Below are 25,017 nucleotides of genomic sequence, written 5' to 3' on the forward strand. Positions count from 1 at the left end.
GAACGGTGACGGACTGCGTGCGTAATGTGATGTGCTGGGACCGGTCGCGGCTGGATGTCCTGACCAGGTGTCCTGAAAGCGTCGTCCGGGGGAGCGAGGGAGGGGAGCGGTATGGGTGCGGACCAGATCCGGCGTTGGGAGTCAGGTGCGCTCGCGCACGCGGTGAACGACCCCTTCGGGCAGGGACCCCTGCCCTGGTTCCGGGGCAGCGAGCTCTACTTCGGCGACACCGGGCAGGTCGTCCCCTGGTACGTGGACCCTGCCGCCACGACCGCCGGCCCCGGCCGGCTCCCCCGCGCCCGCTGCAACGGCGGCCCGCGCAGCGCCGACGACGTGCACCGCCAGATCAAGGGCTTCGCCTCGACCGGAGCCGTCACCCCCGGTGAGGCCATCGACTTCCACATCACCGTGGACCCGCCCCAGCAGTTCTCCGTCGACGTCTACCGGATCGGCCACTACGGCGGCGACGGGGCCTCCAAGATCACCACCAGCCCCCGGCTCTCCGGGATCGTCCAGCCGCCCCCCCTGGCCGCGGACCGCACCGTCTCCTGCCACCACTGGTGGCTGTCCTGGCGCCTGCAGGTCCCGTCCTACTGGAGCGTCGGCGCGTACGTGGCCGTCCTGACCACGGCCGACGGCTACCGCTCCCACATCCCCTTCACCGTCCGCGACGACCACCCCGCGGACCTCCTGCTCCTGCTCCCCGACATCACCTGGCAGGCGTACAACCTCTACCCGGAGGACGGCCGCACCGGCGCCAGCCTCTACCACGCCTGGGACGAGGACGGCCGGCTACTCGGCGAACAGGACGCGGCCATCACCGTCTCCTTCGACCGCCCCTACGCGGGCGCGGGCCTGCCCCTGCACGTCGGCCACGCCTACGACTTCATCCGCTGGGCCGAGCGCTACGGCTACGACCTGGCCTACGCCGACACCCGCGACCTGCACGCGGGCCGCGTGGACCCGACCCGCTACCGGGGCCTGGTCTTCCCCGGTCACGACGAGTACTGGTCGGGCCCGATGCGCCGCACCGTCGAGCGCGCCCGCGGCCACGGCACCTCCCTGGTCTTCCTCTCCGCCAACACCATGTACTGGCAGGTCGAGCTGGGCCCGTCCCCCTCCGGGGTCGAAGACCGCCTCCTGACCTGCCGAAAACGCCGCGGCCCCGGCCGCCCCAGCCTGTGGCGCGAGGTCGACCGCCCTGAGCAGCAGCTGCTCGGCATCCAGTACGCGGGCCGGGTCCCCGAGCCCGCACCCCTGATCGTGCGCAACGCCACGCACTGGCTGTGGGACTCCACCGGAGCCGGCGAGAACGACGAGCTCCCCGGCCTGGTCGCGGGCGAGGCCGACCGGTACTTCCCGCGCACCCAGCTCCCCGAGCACCAGGACCGGATCCTGCTCGCGCACTCCCCGTACCTCGACACCACGGGCCACCGCAGGCACCAGGAGACCTCGCTCTACCGGGCCCCCAGCGGCGCCCTGGTCTTCGCCTCCGGCACCTTCGCCTGGTCCCCGGCCCTCGACCGGCCCGGCCATGTGGACGAGCGGGTGCAGCGGGCCACCGCCAATCTCCTCGACCGGATCTGCAAGCGCGACTGAGACCCCGCCGGGCGGCGCAGCGGGCCGCGTGCGGGAGAATGGGTTCGCGCTCGTACAGAACCACAGGGAGAACCCGTGTCCGGATTCGTCGAAAAGCCCGAGCCGGTCGAGGTTCCCGGCCTCGTCCACCTCCACACCGGCAAGGTGCGCGACCTCTACCGCGACGAGGAAGACCGCCTCGTCATGGTCGCCAGCGACCGCATGTCCGCCTTCGACTGGGTGCTGCCCACGGAGATCCCGGACAAGGGCCGCGTCCTCACCCAGCTCTCCCTGTGGTGGTTCGACCAGCTCGCGGACCTCGTCCCGAACCACGTCATCTCGACCGAGCTGCCCGTCGGCGCCCCCGCCGACTGGGCCGGCCGGACGCTGATCTGCCACAACCTCGACATGGTCGCCGTCGAGTGCGTGGCCCGCGGCTACCTCACCGGCTCCGGCCTCGCCGAGTACCGCCAGACCCGTACCGTCTGCGGACTGGCCCTGCCCGAGGGGCTCGTGGACGGCTCCGAGCTGCCCGCCCCGATCTTCACCCCGGCCGCCAAGGCCGCGGTCGGCGAGCACGACGAGAACGTCTCCTACGAGGAGGTCGCGCGCACGACCGGCGCCGAGACCGCGGCGCTGCTGCGCCAGACCACCCTCGCCGTGTACGGCCGCGCCCGGGACATCGCCCGCGAGCGCGGGATCATCCTGGCGGACACCAAGTTCGAGTTCGGCTTCGACCCCAAGGACGGCACGCTCGTCGCCGCCGACGAGGTGCTCACCCCTGACTCCTCCCGCTTCTGGCCCGCCGACCTGTGGGAGCCGGGCCACGCCCAGCCGTCCTTCGACAAGCAGTACGTCCGCGACTGGCTGTCCTCCCCGGCCTCCGGCTGGGACCCGAAGGGCGAACTGCCGCCGCCGGCCCTCCCGCAGGAGGTCGTCGAGCGCACCCGCGCCAAGTACGTCGAGGCCTACGAGCGGCTCACCGGCCTGGCCTGGCAGAGCGGGGCCTGAGACACGAAGAAGCCCCCGGTCGAGGACCGGGGGCTTCTTCGTTCTGAGCGGACAACGCGACTCGAACGCGCGACATCCACCTTGGCAAGGTGGTGCTCTACCAACTGAGCTATGTCCGCATGCGCCGTAACGCGAGACCTACTATACCCAACCCCGCTCGCGTGCGAGACGCACTGCCGTGTGCCGGTTCTCGGCCCCGAGCTTCGAGGCCGCCGAGGACAGGTAGTTCCGTACGGTCCCCTGCGACAGCGAGGCCCGCTCCGCGATCTCCGCCACCGGCGCCCCGTCGGCCGCGAGTTCCAGCACCTCCGCCTCGCGCGCGGTCAGCGGGGAGTCCCCCGCGCTGATCGCGTCGGCCGCCAACTCCGGGTCCACATAACGTCCTCCGGCGTGCACGGTCCGGATCAGCTCGGCCAGCCGCTGCGCCGACACCGTCTTCGGCGCGAAGGCCCGCACCCCCGCCGCCAGCGCCCTCTTGAGGTGTCCCGGGCGGCCGTGGCTCGTCACGATCATGGTCTTGCAGTCGGGGAGTTCGGCCCGCAGCGCTGTGGCCACACTCACACCGTCGGCCCCCGGCATCTGCAGGTCCAGCACCACCACGTCCGGCCGGTGCGCCCGGGCCATCGCCAGCGCCTCGGGCCCCGAAGCGGCCTCGGCTATCACCAGCAGGTCGTCCTCCAGTCCCAGCAGCGCGGCCAGCGCCCCGCGGATCAGGTGTTCGTCGTCGGCGAGCAGTACGCGTACGGGGCTCACGCCCGCACCTCCAGTCGTTGTGCTTGTCGGCCGGGGATCTCGGCGCGCAGCCGGAACCGGCCGCCTTCCACCGGCCCGGCCTGCAGGGTTCCGTCCAGGGCCGCGAGCCGCTCGCGCAGCCCGGCCAGCCCCGAACCCGGAGGCCCGGCAGGCACCTCGGGCGCCCCGTCGTTCTCCACCACCAGCGTCACGGCGCCGCCCTCCGGCACCGTGAGACGGATCACACAGCTCTGCGCGTCCCCGTGCCGCAGGACGTTGGTCGTCGCCTCGCGCACCACCCAGCCGAGCGCGGACTGGACCTCGGACGGCAGGTCCCGCCGGCCCCGCAGGTCGACCCGGCAGTCCATCCCGGCCGCGCTGAGCACGCCGCGGGCGCCTTCCAGCTCCACCGCGAGATCTGCCTCCCGGTAGCCCCGCACCACGTCGCGGACCTCCCGCTGGGACTCCCGCGCGATCCGCTGGACCTCGATCATCTGGTCCACCGCCTCGGGGCGTTCGCGCCGTGCCAGCTGGACCGCCAGTTCGCTCTTGAGGGCGATCACCGCCAGGTTGCGGCCCATCACGTCGTGCAGGTCCCGGCCGAAGCGCAGCCGCTCCTCCGCGACCGCCAGCTGGGCCAGGGCCTCCCGCGAGCGGTCGAGTTCGTAGACGGCGTCCAGCAGCCAGGCCGAGAACCCGCAGGTGGCGCCGAAGAACACGCTGCCGATCAGCACCCCGACGGCGTACCCGAGGGCCTCCCCCGGGTGGAGTCCGAAGGCGAGCACGGCCGTGCCCGTGGCGAGCGCCGCGATCGGGGGGACGTACCGGATGCGCCGGACGGTCCGCAGGCACAGCACCAGCGAACCGGTGACGAAGCAGGTCAGCCCCGAGACCAGCATCGGCGCCACGCTCGGGTCGAGTTCGCCGGCGGCCCGCAGCGCGAGGACGCCCAGGGTCGCGGCGGCGGTCACGGCGACCGTTGCCGCGGCCAGCCGGTCGGGGCGCTCGCGCTTGCCGGCCACCCAGCCGAGCGCCCTGGACGAGAGCACTCCGCACAGCACCGCATGGGCGCACATCAGCACGAAGAGCAGGACCGGCAGCAGCGGGGAGGACCACTCGGGCACCCCGAGCAGCGGACCCAGCGCGAAGGCCCCGATCTCCATGAGCACGAAGAAGTGGAACGACCAGCGGGTGTACACCTCCACCTTTTCCGCGCTGCTGCGGTTCTTCCACCATCCCGTCAGCTTCGACACGGACCTCGCCCCCCTGGGTCTTCCTGCGCACAGGCCGCGCGATTCCCGGTGCGGCCACCGCTGGACAGCAAACACGGTGATCATGACGCAGGCCAGGACGGTGCCTGCTCCGAGTCTCACGGACCCCGGACCGGCGCGGCAGTGAGCGTCGTCACGGCCCCGGATGACATTTGTCAGGCCGACCGCTCCCGGAACGGCCGGGGCGGCCTTCCGCTAAACACGAAGAAGGCCCCGGTCGCAATGACCGGGGCCTTCTTCAATCTGAGCGGACGACGCGACTCGAACGCGCGACATCCACCTTGGCAAGGTGGTGCTCTACCAACTGAGCTACGTCCGCATGCACTCTGCTGAGCAATGCGAGCATCACTCTACCCGATCCACCGTGGTGGTCGGTCAAACGATGCAGAGCGGGTGACAGGGATCGCACACTGCGCCTTCCCCCTGGAAGAGGGATGTTCTGCTACTGAACTACACCCGCACGACTTCGGGGCTTCGACTTGCGGTCTGGCCCCTCGGCGTGATCCACACACTAGCCGACGCAGGGGGGTGGATGGCAAATCGGCCCTCAGTGGGCCGCGTTGTAGGCCTCGTAGATCTTCTTGGGGATGCGCCCGCGCGGCGGGACCTCGTACTGGTTGGACCGGGCCCAGGCCCGGACGACCGCCGGGTCGGGGGCGATGGAGGTGTGCTTGAAGGCCTTCCCCGAGCGGGACTGGCGGCGTCCGGCGGCGACGAAGGGGGCCAGGCCCTTCCGCAGTTTCTTTGCGTTGGCCACATTGAGGTCGATCTCGTACGACTTACCGTCCAGAGAGAACGCGACCGTTTCCGCTGCTTCTCCGCCGTCGATGTCATCGGAGAGCGTGACTACTACGCGCTGCGCCACGGATATCGGTCCCTTCGTGAGACGCCGTCACCCGTTGACGTGCGGTGATGTCGCCTGTGTGGATGTTTCGGAGCAATGCGTCTTTCTGCCCCCGTCGCGAAGCGACAAATGCCAACGCCTCGGGTGATTCCTTTGTACCCCGATTCGCATTGCATTGCGAAGCCCAGTTAATTCTCTCCGCGTGTCCCGCCGCAATGCCGGGTACGCGGTTTTCCGGCGGATTTTGCGAAGCGTTGGTGAAGTCGAAACCGGTCGGCGATCAAGGTCAGAGGATATCTACCCGCGTAGAAATTTTGGCCGGGTACGCTGATGGAACCGCCTTCGCACCAACCACCACACGGGAGTGCCAGTGGCACGCGTCGTAGTCGACGTCATGCTCAAGCCGGAGATCCTCGACCCCCAGGGCCAGGCGGTGCAGCGTGCACTGCCGCGGCTGGGCTTCGAGGGAATCGCCGACGTCCGCCAGGGGAAGCGCTTCGAACTGGAGGTGGAGGGACCGGTCGACCAGGCCGCCCTCGACCGCATCCACAAGATGGCCGAAACCTTCCTCGCCAACACCGTCATCGAAGACTTCACCGTGAAGGTCGAGGCCTGACGGTGACCACTCGCATCGGAGTCGTCACGTTCCCCGGAACGCTCGACGACCGTGACTCGCTGCGCGCCATCCGCCTCGCGGGGGCCGAGCCGGTCTCGCTCTGGCACCGCGACAAGGACCTGCACCAGGTCGACGCGGTCGTCCTCGCGGGCGGCTTCTCCTACGGGGACTACCTGCGCGCCGGGGCCATCTCCCGCTTCTCGCCGGTGATGGACACCATCATCGAGCAGGCCAAGGCGGGCATGCCCGTCCTCGGCATCTGCAACGGCTTCCAGGTCCTCACCGAGGCCCACCTGCTGCCGGGGGCGATGCTCCGCAACAACCACCTGCACTTCATCTGCCGCGACCAGAAGCTGCGGGTGGAGAACGCGGAGACCGCGTGGACCGGCGACTACACCGCCGGCCAGGAGATCTCCGTACCGCTCAAGAACATGGACGGCCGCTACGTCGCCGACGAGCGCGTGCTCGACGAACTGGAGGCCGAAGGCCGAGTGGCCTTCCGCTACCTCGACGTCAACCCGAACGGCTCGCTGCGCGACATCGCCGGCATCACCAACGCCGCGGGCAACGTCGTCGGCCTCATGCCGCACCCCGAGCACGCGGTCGAGCCGCTGATCGGGACCGGTCGCACCGACGGCCTCCCGTTCTTCACCTCGGTCCTGAAGAAGCTGGTCAGCGCATGAGCCTCGACACCGTCAAGAACGCCACCGAGACCCCGGAAGCCGCGCAGCCCTGGAAGGAGCTCGGCCTCAAGGAGGACGAGTACGCGCGCATCCGGGAGATCCTCGGCCGCCGCCCGACCGGCGCCGAGCTCGCCATGTACTCGGTCATGTGGTCCGAGCACTGCTCGTACAAGAGCAGCAAGGTCCACCTGAAGCAGTTCGGCGAGAAGGCCCCCGAGAACGACGCGATGCTCGTCGGCATCGGCGAGAACGCCGGCGTCGTCGACGTCGGCCAGGGCTACGCGGTCACCTTCAAGGTCGAGTCGCACAACCACCCCTCGTACATCGAGCCCTACCAGGGCGCGGCCACCGGCATCGGCGGCATCGTCCGCGACATCCTCGCCATGGGCGCCCGCCCGGTCGCCGTCGTGGACCCGCTGCGCTTCGGTGCGGCCGACCACCCCGACACCAAGCGCGTCCTGCCGGGCGTCGTCGCGGGCATCGGCGGCTACGGCAACTGCCTGGGCCTGCCGAACATCGGCGGCGAGGTCGTCTTCGACGCCTGCTACCAGGGCAACCCGCTGGTCAACGCCGGCTGCATCGGCGTCATGAAGCACGAGGACATCCACCTCGCCAAGGCCTCCGGCCCCGGCAACAAGGTCATCCTCTACGGCGCCCGCACCGGCGGCGACGGCATCGGCGGCGTCTCGGTCCTCGCGTCCGAGACCTTCGACGACACCAAGCCCACCAAGCGCCCCGCGGTGCAGGTCGGCGACCCCTTCCAGGAGAAGCTCCTCATCGAGTGCACCCTGGAGATCTTCAAGGAGAAGCTGGTCGCCGGCATCCAGGACCTCGGCGGCGCCGGGCTCTCCTGCGCCACGAGCGAGCTGGCCTCGGCCGGTTCCGGCGGCATGCGGGTCGAGCTGGACACCGTCCCGCTGCGCGACGCGACGCTCTCGCCCGAGGAGATCCTCATGAGCGAGTCGCAGGAGCGCATGTGCGCGATCGTGGAGCCGCAGCACGTCGAGCGCTTCATGGAGATCTGCGAGAAGTGGGACGTCATCGCCACCGTCATCGGTGAGGTGACCGAGGGCGAGCGCCTGGAGATCTTCTGGCACGGCGAGCAGATCGTGGACGTGCCCCCGGGCACCGTCGCCCACGAGGGTCCCGTCTACAACCGCCCCTACGCGCGCCCCTCCTGGCAGGACGCGCTGCAGGCCGACGACGCCGGCAAGCTGCCCCGCCCGCAGACCTCCGAGGAGCTCCGCGCGCAGGTCCTGGCGCTGGTCTCCTCCCCGAACCAGGCGTCCAAGTCGTGGGTCACCGACCAGTACGACCGGTTCGTGCAGGGCAACACCGTGCTCTCGCAGCCCGAGGACGCGGGCATGGTCCGCATCGACGAGGAGTCCAACCTCGGCGTGGCCATGGCCACCGACGGCAACGGCCGCTTCGCCAAGCTCGACCCGTACACGGGCGCCCAGCTGGCGCTCGCGGAGTCGTACCGCAACGTGGCCGCGACCGGCGCGAAGCCCCTCGCCATCTCCGACTGCCTGAACTTCGGCTCCCCCGAGGACCCGGACGTCATGTGGCAGTTCGCCGAGGCCTGCCGCGGTCTTGCCGACGGCTGTCTGGAGCTGGGCACCCCGGTGACCGGCGGCAACGTCTCGCTGTACAACCAGACCGGTGACGTGGCCATCCACCCGACCCCGGTCGTGGCGGTCCTCGGTGTCATCGACGACGTCAACCGCCGTACGCCGATGGCGTTCGCGGAGGCCGGCCAGCTGCTGTACCTGCTGGGCGACACCGCCGAGGAGTTCGGCGGCTCGGCCTGGTCCCAGGTCGTCCACGACCACCTGGGCGGCATGCCGCCCAAGGTGGACCTCGGCCGCGAGAAGCTGCTCGGCGAGATCCTGATCTCGGCCTCGCGCGACGGCATGATCGACGCCGCGCACGACCTCTCCGACGGCGGTGTCATCCAGGCGCTGACCGAGTCCTGCCTCAAGGGTGGCAACGGCGCGCGCGTCGTGGTCCCCGAGGGCCTGGACGCCTTCACGTTCCTCTTCTCCGAGTCCGCGGGCCGCGCCATCGTGGCCGTCCCGCGCAGCGAGGAGCTCCGCTTCACCGACATGTGCGGTGCGCGGGGCCTGCCGGCCACCCGCATCGGCGTGGTCGACGGCGAGGAGATCGAGATCCAGGGCGAGTTCACCCTCCCGCTGGCCGAGCTCCGCGTCGCCCACGAGGGGACGATCCCGGCCCTGCTGGCCTGATCCTCCACCCGGCCCGGCCGAGGCCCCGACCCGCTCCGGGTCGGGGCCTCGGTGCTGCCCGGTGCTGCCCGGTGCAGGTGGGGCGGGTGGGGCGCAGGCGGTCAGGGTCGAAGCGGCCGTAGCCATTCCGTGCCCCGCAGGACTATTTGAGGGCCACGGGGGCTCCGCATACTGGCGCCGTGAGTGACATCGTCAAGTACCTGCCGGACGCGGCGATACCCGCCGGCGGCGCCCGCAGATGGAAGGCCGACGAGGCGGAGCGCTGGTTCGACGCGCGCGTCCCCGCACTGTTCGCGCCCTTCGCGGGCGCCCTCGTCCTCGCGCCGCTGGTGGTGTCGGCGGTCGTCCTGCTCGCCTGGAACGATCCGGGTACGACGGGCCGTGGCACCGACTGGATCGGCTATCCCGCGGCGGTCCTCCTGATCGCCCTCCCCTTCTGGTACCGGTTCCTGCCGGTCGCGACGCTCGTCTCCGCGCCCCTGATCGCCGGGGAGACGGTTGCCCTGCTGACCGGCCCCGCTCCGGGCGGCACCGCGGCCCGGGCCGGTGGCGTGGTGGTCCTGACCCTGTCCTCCTGGGCCTTCACCGGTGCGCTGCTCCGGGTACGTGCCCGGCGCCGCCAGCGGTCCCTCTTCCTCGCCGAGGCCGCCGGGACCCGGCGCCGGCCCGTCCCCGGGCGCCTCGCGGACGCCCACGTGAAGCGCGGCCGTTCCCTGATCGTGGCCGGGGCCGTGTTCTGCCTGGCCGGCGCCGCCGCCCTGCTGGCGTGGGGGCTCGCCCTGGACCTGCGGGCCGAGCCGGGCGCCCCGTACGACGCCATCGGCCAGCAGATCATCGCCCTGCTGCTGCTCGTCCCCGGTACGACCCTGCTCGGACGGGGTCTCGCCCTGCGGCGCGCCGCCCGGCAGCTGCACCGCGGGCCGCAGCCGGTGGTCCGCATCGGTGTCCGGCGCGACGCGGCCTATTTCAACTGGCTGCACACGGACGCCCGGACGACCGGAGCCCGGCCCCTGATCGCCTACCGCACGAGCTTCGAGGACACCCTGCGGTACCACGGGCCGACCCTCGTCGGCGGTTCCGAGGAACAGCTGCGCGTCAGGCACCACGACATCGACCCGCACCGCGAGCCCTTCGAGGCGCTCCTGTACGGAGTGCCCTGCGAAGGGGCCGAGGTCCTGGTCGAGTTCGCCGTGTTCGCGCCCGACGGCCGGAGCATCACGACCGAGATCACGGCGGCCCCGCTGCTCGCGCGCCGCCGGTCCGGGCTGAAGCCGTGGTCGCCGGCAGGCAGCTCGTACCGGGTGCGGCGCCGGGAGGAGGCGGAGGCCGCGGCCGCCCGCCGCGCCGCGCAGCGGGCGCGTTCCGGCGGCGGCGACGGCGGGGGCGGCTGCGGCGGCGCGGACAGCGGTTGCGGCAGCAGCTGCGGCGGGGGCTGCGGCGGCGACTGATCGGGCAGACTCGCCGCATGGCACCCAAGACCCGTACGTACGACCCCGCGAAGATCCGCACGGCCGTCCTGGCCCAGTTCGGCCTGGTGGCCGATGCCGTCCGGGGTCTGGAGGAGGAGCGGCTGGCGCAGCCCGCGCACCTGGGCGAGTGGACCGTACGGGACCTGGCTGCGCACCTGGCCTGGGCGGTCGGCTCGCTGGCCGGGGCCGCCGCCCGGCCGTCGGCGGGACGTGTGGAGGTGACCGTGGCGACCTGGCCGTTCGCCACCGAGCCGATCGCGGGCAAGATCGCCGAGGCGCACCGCGGCCAGGACGCGGAGCCGCTCGGCGTGCTGTACGAGCGGACGGGCGCCCGGCTCGCCGAGCTGCTGGACGTGCTGCCCGGGGACCGGGTGCTGCCCCTGTGGATCGGCGGCATGACCGTCGCCGACTTCCTGGTCACCCGGACCGTGGAACTCGTCGTTCACACCGATGACCTGAACCGGGCCGCGGGGCTGGAGATCCCCTTCGACGGGCAGGCCCTCGCCGCCTGCACGCGGGTCCTCGCGGACGCCCTGGCGGTCAAGGCCCCGGGTGCCTCGGTGGAGGTACGGGTGCCTCCGTTCGCGGTGGTCCAGTGCGTCGAGGGGCCCCGCCACACCCGGGGCACCCCGCCCAACGTGGTGGAGACCGACCCGCTGACCTGGATCCGGCTGGCCACGGGCCGTACCGGCTGGGCGGAGTCCCTCTCCGGGGCGCGGGTGCGGGCCAGCGGGGAGCGGGCGGACCTGTCGGCGCTGCTGCCGGTGATGAGCTGAGCCCCGGCCGGGGCTCGGTGCGGCCGACGGAACCGGCTCGGCCGCGGCTCCGTCCCAGGACCATGCGTACCTACCGGAACGTCCGAATCCTCGGCGCACCCCTCGGGGTCGCCCTCGTCCTCACCCTCGGCCTCACCGGCTGCGGCCGGGTCACGAGCAGCGGAGGCGGCCCGCAGCTCGACGGGCCCCTCGGTTCCTGGGCCGTGGAGTCCCTGACCACCGGCGGCCGCACCCTGCACGCGCCCGACGCGGCCCGCGTCGACCTCGGTCAGGAGAAGGCCACGGGCAACTACGGCTGCAACGGCTTCACCGCGAAGGTAGCCCTGCACGGGGACTCCGCACTGACCGTCACCCCCGGCATCAACACGGACATGGCCTGCGAGAACACGGAGTTCGAGAACGCCTTCGCCAAGCTGTTCCAGGGCCGGCTCACCGTCGACCGCGGCCCGGACCGGCTCACCCTGAAGAGCGCCGACGGGAGCACCATCGCCATGACCACGAAGCCCCCGGTCCCGGACGCCCCGCTCACCGCGACCGAGTGGAAGGTCGACTCCCTGGTCAGCGGCGGGAGCGCGTCCTCCGTCCCCGAGGCGGAGGCCGGGCGGGCCCGGTTCACCCTCGCCGCCGACGGCACGGCGAGCGGCAGTCTCGGCTGCAACCGGTTCAGCGCCCCGGTGACCGTCGAGGGGCCTTCGGTCACCTTCGGGCCCCTCACCGCCACGCGGATGGCCTGCGAGGGCGCGGCCGGCGAGCTGGAACGCACGCTGACCGCGCTGTTCGCCGGCGGTCCGCTCAGCTGGCAGGTCCAGGGCCGGACCCTGACCCTCACCGCGGCGGACGGCAAGGGCCTGGGCGCCACGGCGGCCTCCGCCGCGGAGTGAGCGCCGCCCCGCGCGGGGCGGGCCGGGTCAGGCCGGGTAGGGCAGCAGCCCGGCGTCCACGGACTCCCAGGCAGCCCGCAGCTCCGCCAGCCGGGCCGGTTCGGCCCCGGCCTTGTCGGCCTGTTCGCGGATGTCCCCGGCCAGGTTGAACAGCTGGTCCCGGCCCGCCTTGCCGCGGTAGTACTTCCAGTCGCCGCGGCGCAGCGCCCGCTCCCCGCGCACCCGCCAGAACAGGTCCCGGCCGGCCGGCTTCTCGCCGCGCAGCAGGTATCCGGCCAGGCTCGTCCCGTCGAGCGGGTACGCCCGGTGCGGCCGGGCCCCGGCGACCTCCAGGAGGGTCGCCGTCCAGTCGGGGCTGAACACCGGCACGCGGCTGACCTGGCCGCCGTCCAGCCGGGCGGGCCAGCGCGCGATGTTCGGGACCCGGATGCCGCCCTCCTGGAGGGAGGCCTTGTTGCCCGACAGCGGCCAGTTGTACGAGAAGCGCTCGCCGCCGTTGTCGCTGGAGAAGACGACCAGGGTGTCGTCCTCCTGGCCGGAGCGCTTCAGCGCCTTCAGCACCTCGCCGATCGAGCGGTCGAGGTCCTCGACCATCTCCTTGTACTTCTCGACCGAGCCGCCGTCCTGGTGCCACAGGGCGCGCCCGTCGCCCGCCTTGATCCGGCGGACGATCTCGGCGCTCGCCTCGGTGTCCCCGTCGGCGATCCAGGGCCAGTGCGGGGTGGTGAAGTTGAGGTTCAGCAGCCACGGCTTGCCGTGGTGGTCGCGGGAGACGTACTCGCTCGCCCGCTCGGTGATGATCCGCGTGTAGTAGCGCAGGTCCTTGTACTCGGCGTCGCCCTCGTAGAGGTCGTACTCGCCGCCGAGCCCGAGCTTGGAGTAGTACTCCAGGGCCCCGCCGAAGTTCCCGAAGAACTCGTCCCAGCCGGACCGGGTCGGGCTGTAGTCGGGCAGGTAGCCCGCGTGCCACTTGCCGATCAGGGCCGTGGAGTAGCCGGAGTCGCGCAGCAGCGAGGCCAGCGTCGGGTGGGTCGGGTCCAGTCCCACCGACTTGTCGGCGATCGGCTCGGCCAGCCCGCCCTTGGTACGGCCCGGGTAGCGGCCGGTGTACAGGCTGAACCGGGTCGGTGAGCAGGTCGCGGAGCCCGAGTAGGCGTCGGTGAACCGCACTCCCTGGCGGGCGAGCCGGTCCAGGTTCGGGGTCTTGATGTGCGGGGAGCCGTAGGAGGAGAGGTCCGCCCAGCCCAGGTCGTCGCCCAGGATGAACAGGATGTTCGGGCGGCGCGAACGACGCCCCCGGGCGGCCCGGAACTCCTGCTCCTGGGGGCCCGCGACCCGTGCGTCGCGGGGTTCCGAGGCGGCCGCGGGGGCGGCGCCCAGCCCCACGGCGGTGGCCGCGGCGGTGACGCCGACGGCCCCGCCGAAGGCGCGGCGGGACAGCTTGTTCTCGTACGAAGACACAGGTACTCCAAGGCGCGGTCCGACCCCCGGCCCCGGGCGGGCGCGGGACGGCGCGCGGGCACGGCAGGGCAGGGCGGGGCGGAGCGGAAAGGTGAAAGGGGGATGCAGAGTTGTGGCTACGCGGAACAGCGACAGATGGCGCTCGCGACACGGACCAGGTCCACGTGCCGGCGCTCGACGAGGGTGACGGTGCGGTCACCGAGAGGCTGCATGGACCGAGAGCCTGTACGAATGCCTTCGTGCATGTCAACAAGGTGATCCGAATACCGAGACGGAGGCGTCCCGTCACCCTCTGTGCTGTGACATTTCCCGGCCGTCCCCAATTCGGACCAGTGGTCGATCTCGCCTACACTCGAAGCGTGCCTCGTGGTGATGGACGACTCAACCACGACCTGCTCCCCGGAGAGAAAGGCCCCCAGGACGCTTGCGGCGTCTTCGGTGTCTGGGCTCCGGGTGAAGAGGTCGCCAAGCTCACCTACTTCGGACTGTATGCACTGCAGCACCGCGGACAAGAGTCCGCGGGAATCGCTGTGAGCAACGGTTCCCAGATCCTCGTCTTCAAGGACATGGGCCTCGTTTCCCAGGTCTTCGACGAAACCTCTCTCGGCTCGCTCCAAGGTCATATCGCGGTCGGTCACGCCCGCTATTCGACCACTGGTGCCTCCGTCTGGGAGAACGCTCAGCCCACCTTCCGCGCGACCGCCCACGGCTCCATCGCCCTGGGTCACAACGGCAACCTGGTGAACACCGCCGAGCTTGCCGAGATGGTCGCCGACCTGCCCCGTCAGGACGGCCGCGCCACCCAGGTGGCGGCCACCAACGACACCGACCTGGTCACCGCCCTGCTCGCAGGGCAGACCGACGAGGACGGCAAGCCCCTGACCATCGAGGAGTCGGCCGCCAAGGTCCTTCCTCAGGTCAAGGGAGCCTTCTCGCTCGTCTTCATGGACGAGGGGACCCTCTACACCGCCCGTGACCCGCAGGGCATCCGCCCGCTGGTCCTCGGCCGCCTGGAGCGCGGCTGGGTGGTCGCGAGTGAGACCGCCGCCCTCGACATCTGCGGCGCCAGCTTCGTCCGCGAGGTCGAGCCGGGCGAGCTCATCGCGATCGACGAGAACGGCCTGCGCACCTCGCGCTTCGCGGAAGCAAAGCCCAAGGGCTGTGTCTTCGAGTACGTCTACCTGGCGCGCCCGGACACCGACATCGCCGGCCGGAACGTCTACCTCTCGCGTGTCGAGATGGGCAGGCGCCTCGCCAAGGAAGCCCCGGTCGACGCCGACCTGGTGATAGCGACGCCGGAATCCGGCACGCCCGCCGCCGTCGGATACGCCGAGGCCAGCGGGATCCCGTACGGCTCCGGCCTGGTCAAGAACGCCTACGTGGGCCGGACCTTCATCCAGCCCTCGCAGACGATCCGCCAGCTCGGCATCCGTCTGAAGCTCAACCCCCTCAAGGAAGTCATCCGGGGCAAGCGCCTGGTGGTCGTCGACGACTCGATCGTCCGCGGCAACACCCAGCGCGCCCTGGTCAAGATGCTCCGCGAGGCCGGCGCGGCGGAGGTCCACATCCGGATCTCCTCGCCGCCGGTGAAGTGGCCGTGCTTCTTCGGCATCGACTTCGCCACCCGGGCCGAGCTGATCGCCAACGGCATGACGGTCGACGAGATCGCCACGTCGCTCGGCGCGGACTCGCTCTCGTACATCTCGCTCGACGCGATGATCGAGGCGACGACCATCCAGAAGCCGAACCTGTGCCGTGCCTGCTTCGACGGCGTGTACCCCATGGAGCTGCCCGACCCGCAGCTCCTGGGCAAGCAGCTCCTGGAATCCGAGCTCGCCGGCGGCACGGACGCCGCCGACGCGCTGCGCCGCCCGTAGCCGGATCCCCGCGCGGCCCGCTCAACCTGCGCGGGGCCCTGTCTTTCAAGCTTCTCCCAGGGCCCTGCACCACCCGCAGTAACGACACGAAAGCTCTCTCCTGTCATGACAGAGAAGACCACCGGTGCCAGCTACGCAGCCGCAGGCGTGGACATCGAAGCGGGAGACCGCGCCGTCGAGCTGATGAAGGAGTGGGTGAAGAAGACGCAGCGCCCCGAGGTCCTCGGCGGCCTCGGCGGTTTCGCCGGCCTCTTCGACGCCTCCGCCCTCAAGCGCTACGAGCGCCCGCTGCTCGCCTCCGCCACCGACGGCGTGGGCACCAAGGTGGACATCGCCCGTCAGATGGGCGTCTACGACACGATCGGCCACGACCTGGTCGCGATGGTCATGGACGACATCGTCGTCTGCGGCGCCGAGCCGCTCTTCATGACCGACTACATCTGCGTCGGCAAGGTCCACCCCGAGCGTGTCGCGGCCATCGTCAAGGGCATCGCCGAGGGCTGCGTCCTCGCCGGCTGCGCCCTGGTGGGCGGCGAGACCGCCGAGCACCCGGGCCTGCTGGGGCCGGACGACTTCGACGTGGCAGGCGCCGGTACCGGTGTCGTCGAGTACGACCGGCTGCTGGGCGCGGATCGCATCCGTACGGGTGACGCCGTCATCGCGATGGCGTCCTCCGGCCTTCACTCGAACGGGTACTCGCTGGTCCGGCACGTCCTCTTCGACCGGGCAGGGATGTCGCTGGACCAGGAGATCGCGGAGCTCGGGCGCACCCTCGGCGAGGAACTGCTGGAGCCCACGAAGATCTACTCGCTGGACTGCCTGGCCCTCACCCGGACGGCCGAGGTGCACGCCTACTCGCACATCACGGGCGGCGGCCTCGCGGCCAACCTGGCACGGGTCATCCCGGACCACCTGCACGCCACGGTCGACCGTTCGACCTGGGCCCCCGGCGCGATCTTCGACCTGGTCGGCAAGGCGGGTCAGGTCGAGCAGCTGGAACTGGAGAAGACGCTGAACATGGGCGTCGGCATGATGGCGGTCGTGCCCGCCGAGTCGGTGGACGTGGCCCTGACCGCGCTGGCCGACCGCGGCGTGGACGCCTGGGTCGCCGGCGAGATCCTGGACCGCGCGGACCACACCGAGGGCGCCACCCTCACCGGTACCTACGCGAGCTGAGCAGCACTGAAACCCGGCCCGGGGCAATGCCCTGGACCGGGTTTCAGTTCTTTGACCTGATGTGGCAGACGCCTCAGGGCGTCAAGCGCCGCGGCGCTGTGCCGACGGACCGGACTCCTCGTCCTCGTCGTCGTCATCGCTGTTGTACAGATCCGCGTACTTGGCGTACGGGTCGTCGTCGTCCAGATCGTCATCGACTTCGACCGGCTCGCTGATAGGCAGCGGCTCTGTCGGCGATGCGCCCAGCTCATTGGCCAGACGCGAGAGGTCAGTCCCGCCGCTGTTGTACTTCAGCTGGCGGGCGACCTTTGTCTGCTTGGCCTTGGCCCGGCCGCGCCCCATGGCTCGACCCCCTCGGTGACGGGGCTCGACGGCCCCAGAGTCTGACACGCGTTCATGGTTCGGAGCGGGCTCTCCGTGGAGAGACCGTCCGTAGGGGTTTAACGGTACCTGCTTCCGCGGCCATACGGTACGCCGCCCGCATGACGTGCCCCGGTGCAGAACCAACGAGGCGCCCCGTCCTCGCTGGTCAGCTGCGATTTTAACCCTTTCCTGGCGGGCGACCCGCCGAAGTGCAGTGAGTTCCGTCTCGCCGCAGCCCCGGCGGGTCGCCCCGGGGCCTAGACCGCGCGCGCGGCGCGGGCGTCCGCCATGCGCTGCTCGGCGATCCTGTCGGCCGCCGCGGCGGGCGGGATCCCGTCCGCCTTCGCGCGAGCGAATATGGCCAGGGTGGTGTCGAAGATCTTCGAGGCCTTGGCCTTGCAGCGGTCGAAGTCGAAGCCGTGGAGCTCGTCGGCGACCTGGATCACGCCGCCCGCGTTCACGACGTAGTCCGGGGCGTAGAGGATCCCGCGGTCGGCGAGGTCCTTCTCGATGCCCGGGTGGGCGAGCTGGTTGTTCGCCGCGCCGCAGACGACCTTGGCGGTGAGGGCCGCGACCGTCTCGTCGTTCAGGGCGCCGCCGAGCGCGCAGGGGGCGTAGATGTCCAGCCCCTCCACGCGGATCAGCGCGTCCGTGTCGACGACCGCGGTGACCTTGCCCGGGTGCTTGTCGAGGATCCGCTGCACGGACTCGTGGCGCGGGTCGGTGATGACGACCTCGGCGCCGTCCTCCAGCAGGTGCTCGACCAGGTAGTGGCCGACCTTGCCGACGCCCGCCACGGCGACCTTGCGGCCGCGCAGGGTCGGGTCGCCCCAGATGTGCTGGGCGCTGGCGCGCATGCCCTGGAAGACGCCGAAGGCGGTGAGGACCGAGGAGTCGCCGGCGCCGCCGTTCTCGGGGGAGCGGCCGGTCGCCCAGCGGGTCTCGCGGGCCACGATGTCCATGTCCGCCACGTAGGTGCCGACGTCGCAGGCGGTCACGTAGCGGCCCCCGAGGGACTCCACGAACCGGCCGTAGGCCAGCAGGAGTTCCTCGCTCTTGAGGACGTCGGGGTCGCCGATGATCACGGCCTTGCCGCCGCCGAGGTCGAGACCGGCGAGCGCGTTCTTGTACGACATGCCGCGCGAGAGGTTCAGCGCGTCGAGGACGGCTTCCTCGTCCGAGGCGTACGCGTGGAAGCGGGTACCGCCGAGGGCGGGGCCCAGGGCGGTGGAGTGGATCGCGATGACGGCCTTCAGTCCGGTGGCGCGGTCCTGGCACAGCACGACTTGCTCGTGGCCGCCCTGTTCCGTGCGGAACAGGGTGTGCAGGACGCCGTCGGTCATTTCGGTCACGGTGGTGACTCCCATGGGTGAGATGCGGCGGAATGACGCCCGCCCTGCGGGTGGGGGAGGGCGTTGCTGGGAGCAGCGTAAGACCTGCGGGGCGCGTGCGGTTGACCTGTCCGGGGATCGGAACCCTCCCGGAGTACGAGGGCCCCGTCCGGGCCCCGTCCGGGGCCCGCACGGGCGGGCCGGGGCGAAGGCGCGGGCGGGCAACAGGGCCCCGGAGGTGAACCCGGCCCTTCGAAGGGGCAGTACGAGAGCGTGAGCGAATCCCCTGACCCGCTGCTGCCCGCCGCACGCTCGGCGCCGACCGTCCCCTACGCCTCCTACCTGCGCGTCTACGAGCCCCTGGCGGCCTTCCCGGAGCCGGAGCGCACGCACTGGGCCGACTACGCCCGGCGCGAGGTGACCCCGACGGCCCAGGACGAACTGCGCCGCTCGCTGGCGGACCTGGTCCGGGTGCCCGTGGTGGGGGTGCCGGCCCAGGAGAGCGCGGACGCCTTCACCGCCGAGGTGGGCGGGGTGCTGCTGGTCTGCCCGTGGCGCACCAGGCTGCGCGGCTGGCTCGCGCTCCAGGAGCTCGTGGAGTGGTTCCCCGCCCCGGTGCTGGACGCCGCCCTCCCACCGGTGGTGCGCCGGCAGGCGGCCGAGGACTACGAGCGCTGGCGCGAGCGGAACCCGGACGCGCGCCCCTGGATCCGTACGGGGGTGTGGCAGGTGCCGCTGCGCTGGTTCGTGCTGTTCGCGGACGAGGAGCGGGAGTACCTGCCGGGCGAACGCCTGCGCTACCGGACGCCGATGGTGCAGGCGAGGCGGCGCCTGGCCCGGGGCCTGCGGACGCTGCGGGAGGCGGAGGGCTACGGGATGCTCGCCGAGGGGCTGGTGGAGGTCGGCAGCTGGCTGGAGGAGTTCCACCCGCGTTCGATGGTCGAGCTCGACTACGGCGGGCTGCTCCACGCCCTCCCGGCGGACCGGCTGGCGGCCGACCGCTCGGCCAAGGACCTGGCGACGGGGCTCGCGGCCCTGCGGTCCGGGGACGCGGCGGGGGCGGCCGAGACGTACGAGGAGCTGGCGGAGCGCTGGCGGGCGGTCCGGGAGCGGCTCTTCGCGAACTAGGGACGGCTTGCACCCGATCCGGGTGATCTCGCCGGAGTAGCGAAGCTCACCCGGATAAGGTCCCGGCTACCCGGAACGTACCGTTGCGTATCGGTCGATCGGCCACAACTGGCTGATCAGCGCCTTGATCACTACATTTGGGCCCTAGTACCAGGACCTACGTCCCGATACGGGCCATTGGCCCAAGCGTGACGGACCGCACTAACTACACCCTTGCGCCCTTCCCCTACCCTCGTGCCAAAATAGGACAAGGAGTCCGGGGAGGGTTCCTTCCGTCCAACTAAGGGCGGAATGCTCGGCATTGCGCTCTACGGGGGGTCTGACGACTCCTGATCGCTCTGTGACTGATCGTCACAGTGGGGTGACTGTCCGTTATGGGGCGGTCCATCGGCTTCCGCCGCTGATGAACACCTCGGAGGGCAATTCCGTCGGTTTGGCCCTTGGGGCTGGACGGATGGTGTAGTTGTAGTGCCGAGGACAAGCCGTTCGTCCTATAACCGACTCGGCCCGCGTATGTCCATTTCGGGCACCGCGGGCCAAGGTGCAGAATTTAGAGGAAAGAACCGAGATGGTTCGGTTCTCCCGAGGAGGCCGCTCATGACCGCTCGCACCCCTGATGCCGAGCCGCTGCTGACCCCGGCTGAGGTTGCCACGATGTTCCGCGTGGACCCGAAGACGGTCACCCGCTGGGCCAAGGCTGGCAAGCTCACGTCCATCCGCACCCTGGGTGGACACCGCCGTTACCGCGAGGCTGAGGTTCGCGCACTGCTCGCGGGAATTCCGCAGCAGCGCAGCGAGGCCTGAGGCCTCGTAACACCCCGCTTTAAAGGGTTTATGTCGGGTCCCCCAATCCGATGAAACCTACATAGCTTCAAACGACCGAGTCTGCCCCAACAGGCTCTTCAGTCGTTCGATCGCGCTGGACTCCGCCGGGTCCAGCGCGATCTTTTTTATGCCCAGGTCAGAGCGGTGGGGCTGGTTCCGGGTCCCCTGTCATGAGGGGGTACAATTGCACATATTAAATCGAGCGTGCGTATGAGTGCGATAAAAGTATGAGTCTCAAAAACTCATGCGGTGACTCCCGTCACAGATGATCACTCTTGTATGCAGGGCAATGCACCCCGTAATGGGGACCTTCGGCCCGCACCGCATCATGCGAACGGGGGATCCTCCGGTCCGGGGGCCGGGGTCGCCCAGGACGGCGACCCGATGCCCCTCCAGGGGCTCCAGACGGGCCCTCAGGGCGCGCGGGGAGGGATGCCGGAGCCTCGCGCGGGAGGGGGCGGCGGGGGCGGGGAGGAGCCCGGAAGGGCGAACGCGCGGCGCCCGGGGGGCCAACGGGCCCTGAACGGGGGCGGCGGGGGACGGCGGGCGACCGGGTTGCTCCCGTCCCCGGGAAACGCATCAGGGCCCGCATCCCTGGGGATGCGGGCCCTGATGTTGCTGCGAACCTGACGGGACTTGAACCCGCGACCTCCACCTTGACAGGGTGGCGAGCTAACCAACTGCTCCACAGGTCCTCGATTTGCGGCCGACTGCTTGGCTGCGAATCACACTGTACAGCAGCTCAGGGGGTGCGGTCGAACCCGATCACGGGGCCGCCGCATCCACCGCCTTCACGATCCGCTTGTCCGAGATCGGGTACGCCGTGCCGAGCGCGTGGGCGAAGTAGCTGACCCGGAGTTCCTCGATCATCCAGCGGATGTCGGTCACCGTGGACGGGACCGGCCGGCCCTTGGGGAGCTGCTCCAGCAGCCAGGCGTACTCGTCCTGCATCTCGTGGACCTTCTCCATGCGCGTGGTGTCGCGCTGGACGCCCGTGGGCATCTGCTGGAGCCGCCGGTCGGCCGCCACCAGGTAGCGCATCAGGTCCGCCAGCCTGCGTACGCCGGTCAGGGTGACGAACCCGGCCGGTACGAGCGCCGCGAGCTGCGTCTTCACGTCCTGGAGGTTCGCGACCAGGGCGAGGCTGCTGGTGGCCTTCAGCCGCCGTTCGCAGGACTGCCAGGCGGCCAGCACCTGCTGCACCTGCTGCACCGTGCGCACGGTGGCGTCCACCAGGTCGGCCCGTACGGCCTCGTAGAGCTTGCGGAAGCCCGCCTCGTCCCACGCCGGCCCGCCGTGGTCGGCGATCAGCTTGTCGGCCGCCGCCGTGGCGCAGTCGTCGAACAGCGCCTGGATGGAGCCGTGCGGGTTCCTGGACAGGGCCAGCTTCTGCTGGTTGCTCAGGTGGTCCGAGGCGAACTTCGCCGGGTTCACCGGGATGTTCAGCAGGATCAGCTTCCGGGTGCCCAGCCACATCGCCTGCTGCTGCTCGGCCTCGGTGTCGAAGAGCCGTACGGACACGGTCGTGCCCTGGTCCACGAGCGCCGGGTACGCCTTCACCGGCTGGCCGGCCCGCCGGGTCTCGAAGACCTTGTCCAGCGTGCCGATCGTCCAGTCGGTCAGCCCGGTCCGCTCCACCGACTCCCCGCCCGCCCGCTCGGCGGTGGCCGCCGCGGCCTTCGACAGGGCCTGGCGGGCCTTGGGCTTCAGCTGCAGGCGCAGGGCCTCCAGGTCCTTGGCCTCGGCGAGGTTCTTGCGCCGCTCGTCGACGATCCGGAAGGTGATCTTCAGATGGTCCGGGATGCGGGTCAGGTCGAAGTCCTCGGCCGACACCGGCACTCCGACCATCCGCTGGAGCTCGCGCGCCAGGGTGACGTGCAGGGGCTCCTGGAGCGGGTGCGACGTGGCCAGGAAGCGGGAGGCGAAGTTCGGCGCGGGCACGTAGTGCCGGCGGATCGGCTTGGGCAGCGAGCGGATCAGCTCGGTGACCACCTCTTCGCGCAGCCCGGGGATCTGCCAGTCGAAGCCCTCGTCGGTGACCTGGTTGAGCACCTGGAGCGGGATGTGGACGGTCACGCCGTCCGCGTCCGCACCCGGCTCGAACTGGTAGGTCACCCGGAACTTCAGCGGGCCCTGCTGCCAGGAGTCCGGGTAGTCGGCCTTGGTGACCCCGGCCGCCTTCTCGGTGAGCAGCATCTCCCGCTCGAAGTCGAGGAGCTCGGGCTCCTCGCGCTTCTTGTGCTTCCACCAGGAGTCGAAGTGCGCCCCGGAGACCACGTGCTCGGGGATCTTCTCGTCGTAGAAGTCGAACAGGGTCTCGTCGTCCACCACGATGTCGCGGCGCCGGGCCCGGTTCTCCAGCTCCTCCACCTCGGTGAGGAGCTTGCGGTTGTCGGCGTAGAACTTGTGGTGGGTCCGCCAGTCGCCCTCGACCAGCGCGTTGCGGATGAACAGCTCGCGCGAGACCTCGGGGTCGATCCGGCCGTAGTTGATCTTCCGCTGGGCGACGATCGGTACGCCGTACAGCGTGACCTTCTCGTACGCCATCACGGCGGCCTGGTCCTTCTCCCAGTGCGGCTCGCTGTAGGTGCGCTTGATCAGGTGCTGCGCGAGCGGCTCCACCCACTCCGGCTCCACCTTGGCGTTGACCCGGGCCCACAGCCGCGAGGTCTCCACCAGCTCCGCCGACATCAGGAACTTCGGCTGCTTCTTGAACAGCGCCGAGCCCGGGAAGACCGCGAACTTCGCCGACCGGGCACCCAGGTACTCGTTCTTGTCCGTGTCCTTCAGGCCGATGTGCGAGAGCAGCCCGGCCAGCAGCGAGACGTGCACGCTGTGCTCGGGGGCGTCGGTCTCGTTGACGTGGATGCCCATGGTCTTGGCGACCGTGCGCAGCTGCGAGTAGATGTCCTGCCACTCGCGGATCCGCAGGAAGTTCAGGTACTCCTGCTTGCACATCCGGCGGAAGGCGGAGGAGCCCCGCTCCTTCTGCTGCTCGCGGACGTAGCGCCACATGTTCAGGAAGGCCAGGAAGTCGCTGGTCTCGTCCTTGAAGCGGGCGTGGTTCTGGTCGGCCTGGGTCTGCTTGTCCGAGGGCCGCTCGCGCGGGTCCTGGATGGACAGGGCCGCTGCGATGACCATGACCTCGCGGACGCAGTTGTTCTTGTCGGCCTCCACGACCATGCGGGCCAGGCGCGGGTCCACGGGCAGCTGGGAGAGCTTGCGGCCCATCGGGGTGAGCCGCTTGCTGTGGTCCTTCTCCGCCGGGTCCAGGGCGCCGAGCTCCTGGAGCAGCTGCACGCCGTCGCGGATGTTGCGGTGGTCCGGCGGGTCGATGAAGGGGAACTTCTCGATCTCGCCGAGGCCGGCCGCGGTCATCTGGAGGATGACGGAGGCCAGGTTCGTGCGCAGGATCTCCGCGTCGGTGAACTCGGGCCGGGTGGTGAAGTCGGCCTCGGAGTAGAGCCGGATGCAGATGCCGTCGCTGGTGCGCCCGCAGCGGCCCTTGCGCTGGTTGGCGCTGGCCTGGGAGATCCGTTCGATGGGCAGCCGCTGCACCTTGGTGCGGTGGCTGTAGCGGGAGATCCGGGCGGTGCCCGGGTCGATCACGTACTTGATGCCCGGGACGGTGAGGGAGGTCTCGGCGACGTTGGTCGCGAGGACGATCCGACGGCCGGTGTGCTGCTGGAACACCCGGTGCTGCTCGGCGTGCGAGAGCCGCGCGTACAGGGGGAGCACCTCGGTGAAGCGGAGGTTGCGCTTGTTCAGGGCGTCCGCCGTGTCGCGGATCTCGCGCTCGCCGGAGAGGAAGACCAGGATGTCGCCCGGCCCCTCGGACTGGAGTTCGTCCACGGCCTCGCAGATCGCGGTGATCTGGTCCCGGTCGGAGTCCGCCGCGTCCGTGCCGTCGCCGTCCTCCTCCAGCAGCGGCCGGTAGCGGACCTCCACCGGGTACGTACGTCCGCTGACCTCGACGATCGGCGCGTCGCCGAAGTGCCGGGAGAACCGCTGCGGGTCGATCGTCGCCGAGGTGATGACGACCTTCAGGTCGGGACGCTTGGGCAGCAGCGTGGCCAGGTAGCCGAGCAGGAAGTCGATGTTCAGGGACCGCTCGTGGGCCTCGTCGATGATGATCGTGTCGTAGGCGCGCAGCTCGCGGTCCGTCTGGATCTCGGCGAGCAGGATGCCGTCGGTCATCAGCTTCACGAAGGTCGCGTCCTGGTCCACCTGGTCGGTGAACCGGACCTTCCAGCCGACGGTCTGGCCGATCTCGGACTTCAGCTCCTCGGCGATCCGCTCCGCGACCGTGCGGGCGGCGATCCGGCGGGGCTGGGTGTGCCCGATCATGCCCCGGACGCCCCGGCCCAGCTCCATGCAGATCTTGGGGATCTGCGTGGTCTTGCCGGAACCCGTCTCGCCCGCGACGATCACGACCTGGTGGTCGCGTATCGCCTCGGCGATCTCGTCCTTCTTCTGGCTGACGGGCAGGTTCTCGGGATACGTGACCTCCGGCATCCGCGAGGCACGGCCGGCCAGTCGCGCGGCGGCCTTCTCGGCCTCCGCGGCGATCTCGTCGAGCACGGCCTGCTTGGCCTCGGGCTTGCGGATGCGGCGGGCGCCCTCGAGGCGGCGGCCGAGGCGGTGCGCGTCACGGAGGGAGAGCTCACCGAGAAGCGTCTGCAGGGCAGCGAAGGAATTAGACATACCTGATCGAGGATCTCACCTGGGCCCTCCGGGTGGCGAACGCAT

At 70.7% G+C, this 25,017-nt stretch carries 20 protein-coding genes and 4 tRNA genes; 12 read left to right on the top strand and 12 right to left on the bottom strand.

Annotated features, from left to right (window positions below):
- Positions 1-111 precede the first annotated feature (111 nt).
- Complete coding sequence (locus IO30_RS0110420; RefSeq protein ID WP_031141556.1) at positions 112-1,599, top strand: N,N-dimethylformamidase beta subunit family domain-containing protein; 1,488 nt, start codon at positions 112-114, stop codon at positions 1,597-1,599.
- 75 nt (positions 1,600-1,674) lie between these two features.
- Positions 1,675-2,589 carry a phosphoribosylaminoimidazolesuccinocarboxamide synthase gene (locus IO30_RS0110425; protein ID WP_031141558.1) on the top strand — a complete coding sequence of 305 codons (915 nt, stop codon included), beginning with the start codon at positions 1,675-1,677 and terminating at the stop codon, positions 2,587-2,589.
- A gap of 46 nt (positions 2,590-2,635) precedes the next feature.
- Here IO30_RS0110425 and IO30_RS0110430 read toward each other — a convergent pair.
- From IO30_RS0110430 to IO30_RS0110455, 6 genes are all read right to left on the bottom strand, one after another.
- Positions 2,636-2,708: transfer RNA gene (locus IO30_RS0110430), tRNA-Gly, on the bottom strand.
- A gap of 22 nt (positions 2,709-2,730) precedes the next feature.
- A complete protein-coding gene (locus tag IO30_RS0110435; protein ID WP_031141560.1) occupies positions 2,731-3,342 on the bottom strand; it encodes a response regulator transcription factor in 612 nt (203 codons plus the stop codon).
- Positions 3,339-4,574 (bottom strand): sensor histidine kinase, encoded by a 1,236-nt coding sequence (locus tag IO30_RS0110440; RefSeq protein ID WP_031141562.1) that lies wholly within the window; start codon positions 4,572-4,574, stop codon positions 3,339-3,341. Before IO30_RS0110440 ends, IO30_RS0110435 begins: the two co-directional genes overlap by 4 nt.
- Positions 4,575-4,838: 264 nt before the next feature.
- A tRNA-Gly gene (locus tag IO30_RS0110445) sits at positions 4,839-4,911 on the bottom strand.
- A gap of 69 nt (positions 4,912-4,980) precedes the next feature.
- A tRNA-Gly gene (locus tag IO30_RS0110450) sits at positions 4,981-5,052 on the bottom strand.
- 87 nt (positions 5,053-5,139) lie between these two features.
- Positions 5,140-5,457, bottom strand: coding sequence for a histone-like nucleoid-structuring protein Lsr2 (locus IO30_RS0110455; protein ID WP_031141564.1), 318 nt, complete (start codon positions 5,455-5,457; stop codon positions 5,140-5,142).
- Between the two features lie 343 nt (positions 5,458-5,800).
- Here IO30_RS0110455 and purS point away from each other — a divergent pair, with 343 nt between their 5' ends.
- The 6 genes from purS to IO30_RS0110485 all read left to right on the top strand — a co-directional run bounded on the left by purS (position 5,801) and on the right by IO30_RS0110485 (position 12,107).
- Positions 5,801-6,052: a phosphoribosylformylglycinamidine synthase subunit PurS gene (gene purS / locus IO30_RS0110460; RefSeq protein WP_008740952.1), complete on the top strand. Its 252-nt coding sequence runs from the start codon at positions 5,801-5,803 to the stop codon at positions 6,050-6,052.
- 2 nt (positions 6,053-6,054) lie between these two features.
- Entirely contained in the window at positions 6,055-6,735 is a 681-nt protein-coding gene (purQ, locus tag IO30_RS0110465; protein ID WP_031141567.1) for a phosphoribosylformylglycinamidine synthase subunit PurQ, read from the top strand.
- A complete protein-coding gene (purL, locus tag IO30_RS0110470) occupies positions 6,732-8,981 on the top strand; it encodes a phosphoribosylformylglycinamidine synthase subunit PurL (RefSeq protein ID WP_031141569.1) in 2,250 nt (749 codons plus the stop codon). Before purQ ends, purL begins: the two co-directional genes overlap by 4 nt.
- Before the next feature lie 179 nt (positions 8,982-9,160).
- The gene (locus IO30_RS0110475) at positions 9,161-10,429 is read left to right on the top strand and encodes a hypothetical protein (RefSeq protein ID WP_051902098.1); all 1,269 of its coding nucleotides are present in this window, start codon (positions 9,161-9,163) and stop codon (positions 10,427-10,429) included.
- Positions 10,430-10,446: 17 nt separating this feature from the next.
- Positions 10,447-11,226, top strand: coding sequence for a maleylpyruvate isomerase family mycothiol-dependent enzyme (locus tag IO30_RS0110480; protein ID WP_031141572.1), 780 nt, complete (start codon positions 10,447-10,449; stop codon positions 11,224-11,226).
- Between the two features lie 62 nt (positions 11,227-11,288).
- Positions 11,289-12,107 (top strand): META domain-containing protein, encoded by an 819-nt coding sequence (locus tag IO30_RS0110485; RefSeq protein ID WP_031141574.1) that lies wholly within the window; start codon positions 11,289-11,291, stop codon positions 12,105-12,107.
- Between the two features lie 27 nt (positions 12,108-12,134).
- Here the strand turns inward: IO30_RS0110485 and IO30_RS0110490 are convergent, their stop codons facing one another.
- Together IO30_RS0110490 and IO30_RS48085 are read right to left on the bottom strand one after the other, a co-directional pair.
- Complete coding sequence (locus tag IO30_RS0110490; RefSeq protein ID WP_031141576.1) at positions 12,135-13,568, bottom strand: sulfatase family protein; 1,434 nt, start codon at positions 13,566-13,568, stop codon at positions 12,135-12,137.
- 116 nt (positions 13,569-13,684) lie between these two features.
- Positions 13,685-13,813 carry a putative leader peptide gene (locus tag IO30_RS48085; RefSeq protein WP_398563683.1) on the bottom strand — a complete coding sequence of 43 codons (129 nt, stop codon included), beginning with the start codon at positions 13,811-13,813 and terminating at the stop codon, positions 13,685-13,687.
- 114 nt (positions 13,814-13,927) lie between these two features.
- Here IO30_RS48085 and purF point away from each other — a divergent pair, with 114 nt between their 5' ends.
- Positions 13,928-15,445: an amidophosphoribosyltransferase gene (gene purF / locus IO30_RS0110495; RefSeq protein WP_031141578.1), complete on the top strand. Its 1,518-nt coding sequence runs from the start codon at positions 13,928-13,930 to the stop codon at positions 15,443-15,445.
- A 105-nt stretch (positions 15,446-15,550) separates the two neighbouring features.
- Positions 15,551-16,621 carry a phosphoribosylformylglycinamidine cyclo-ligase gene (gene purM, locus IO30_RS0110500; protein ID WP_031141580.1) on the top strand — a complete coding sequence of 357 codons (1,071 nt, stop codon included), beginning with the start codon at positions 15,551-15,553 and terminating at the stop codon, positions 16,619-16,621.
- An 81-nt stretch (positions 16,622-16,702) separates the two neighbouring features.
- On the opposite strand, the gene IO30_RS0110505 is transcribed toward purM, so the two are convergent.
- Positions 16,703-16,963, bottom strand: coding sequence for a DUF3073 domain-containing protein (locus IO30_RS0110505; protein ID WP_031141582.1), 261 nt, complete (start codon positions 16,961-16,963; stop codon positions 16,703-16,705).
- A gap of 278 nt (positions 16,964-17,241) precedes the next feature.
- A complete protein-coding gene (locus IO30_RS0110510; RefSeq protein WP_031141584.1) occupies positions 17,242-18,336 on the bottom strand; it encodes a Leu/Phe/Val dehydrogenase in 1,095 nt (364 codons plus the stop codon).
- A 252-nt stretch (positions 18,337-18,588) separates the two neighbouring features.
- Here IO30_RS0110510 and IO30_RS0110515 point away from each other — a divergent pair, with 252 nt between their 5' ends.
- A complete protein-coding gene (locus IO30_RS0110515) occupies positions 18,589-19,443 on the top strand; it encodes a DUF8083 family protein (protein ID WP_234321732.1) in 855 nt (284 codons plus the stop codon).
- Between the two features lie 597 nt (positions 19,444-20,040).
- The gene (bldC, locus tag IO30_RS0110520; protein WP_003949541.1) at positions 20,041-20,247 is read left to right on the top strand and encodes a developmental transcriptional regulator BldC; all 207 of its coding nucleotides are present in this window, start codon (positions 20,041-20,043) and stop codon (positions 20,245-20,247) included.
- A gap of 642 nt (positions 20,248-20,889) precedes the next feature.
- Here the strand turns inward: bldC and IO30_RS0110525 are convergent.
- Together IO30_RS0110525 and hrpA are read right to left on the bottom strand one after the other, a co-directional pair.
- Positions 20,890-20,963: transfer RNA gene (locus IO30_RS0110525), tRNA-Asp, on the bottom strand.
- A 70-nt stretch (positions 20,964-21,033) separates the two neighbouring features.
- Complete coding sequence (gene hrpA / locus IO30_RS0110530) at positions 21,034-24,972, bottom strand: ATP-dependent RNA helicase HrpA (protein ID WP_031141587.1); 3,939 nt, start codon at positions 24,970-24,972, stop codon at positions 21,034-21,036.
- Positions 24,973-25,017: the final 45 nt, after the last annotated feature.

Source organism: Streptomyces xanthophaeus (genome assembly GCF_000725805.1).
Taxonomy (GTDB): Bacteria; Actinomycetota; Actinomycetes; order Streptomycetales; family Streptomycetaceae; genus Streptomyces; species Streptomyces xanthophaeus.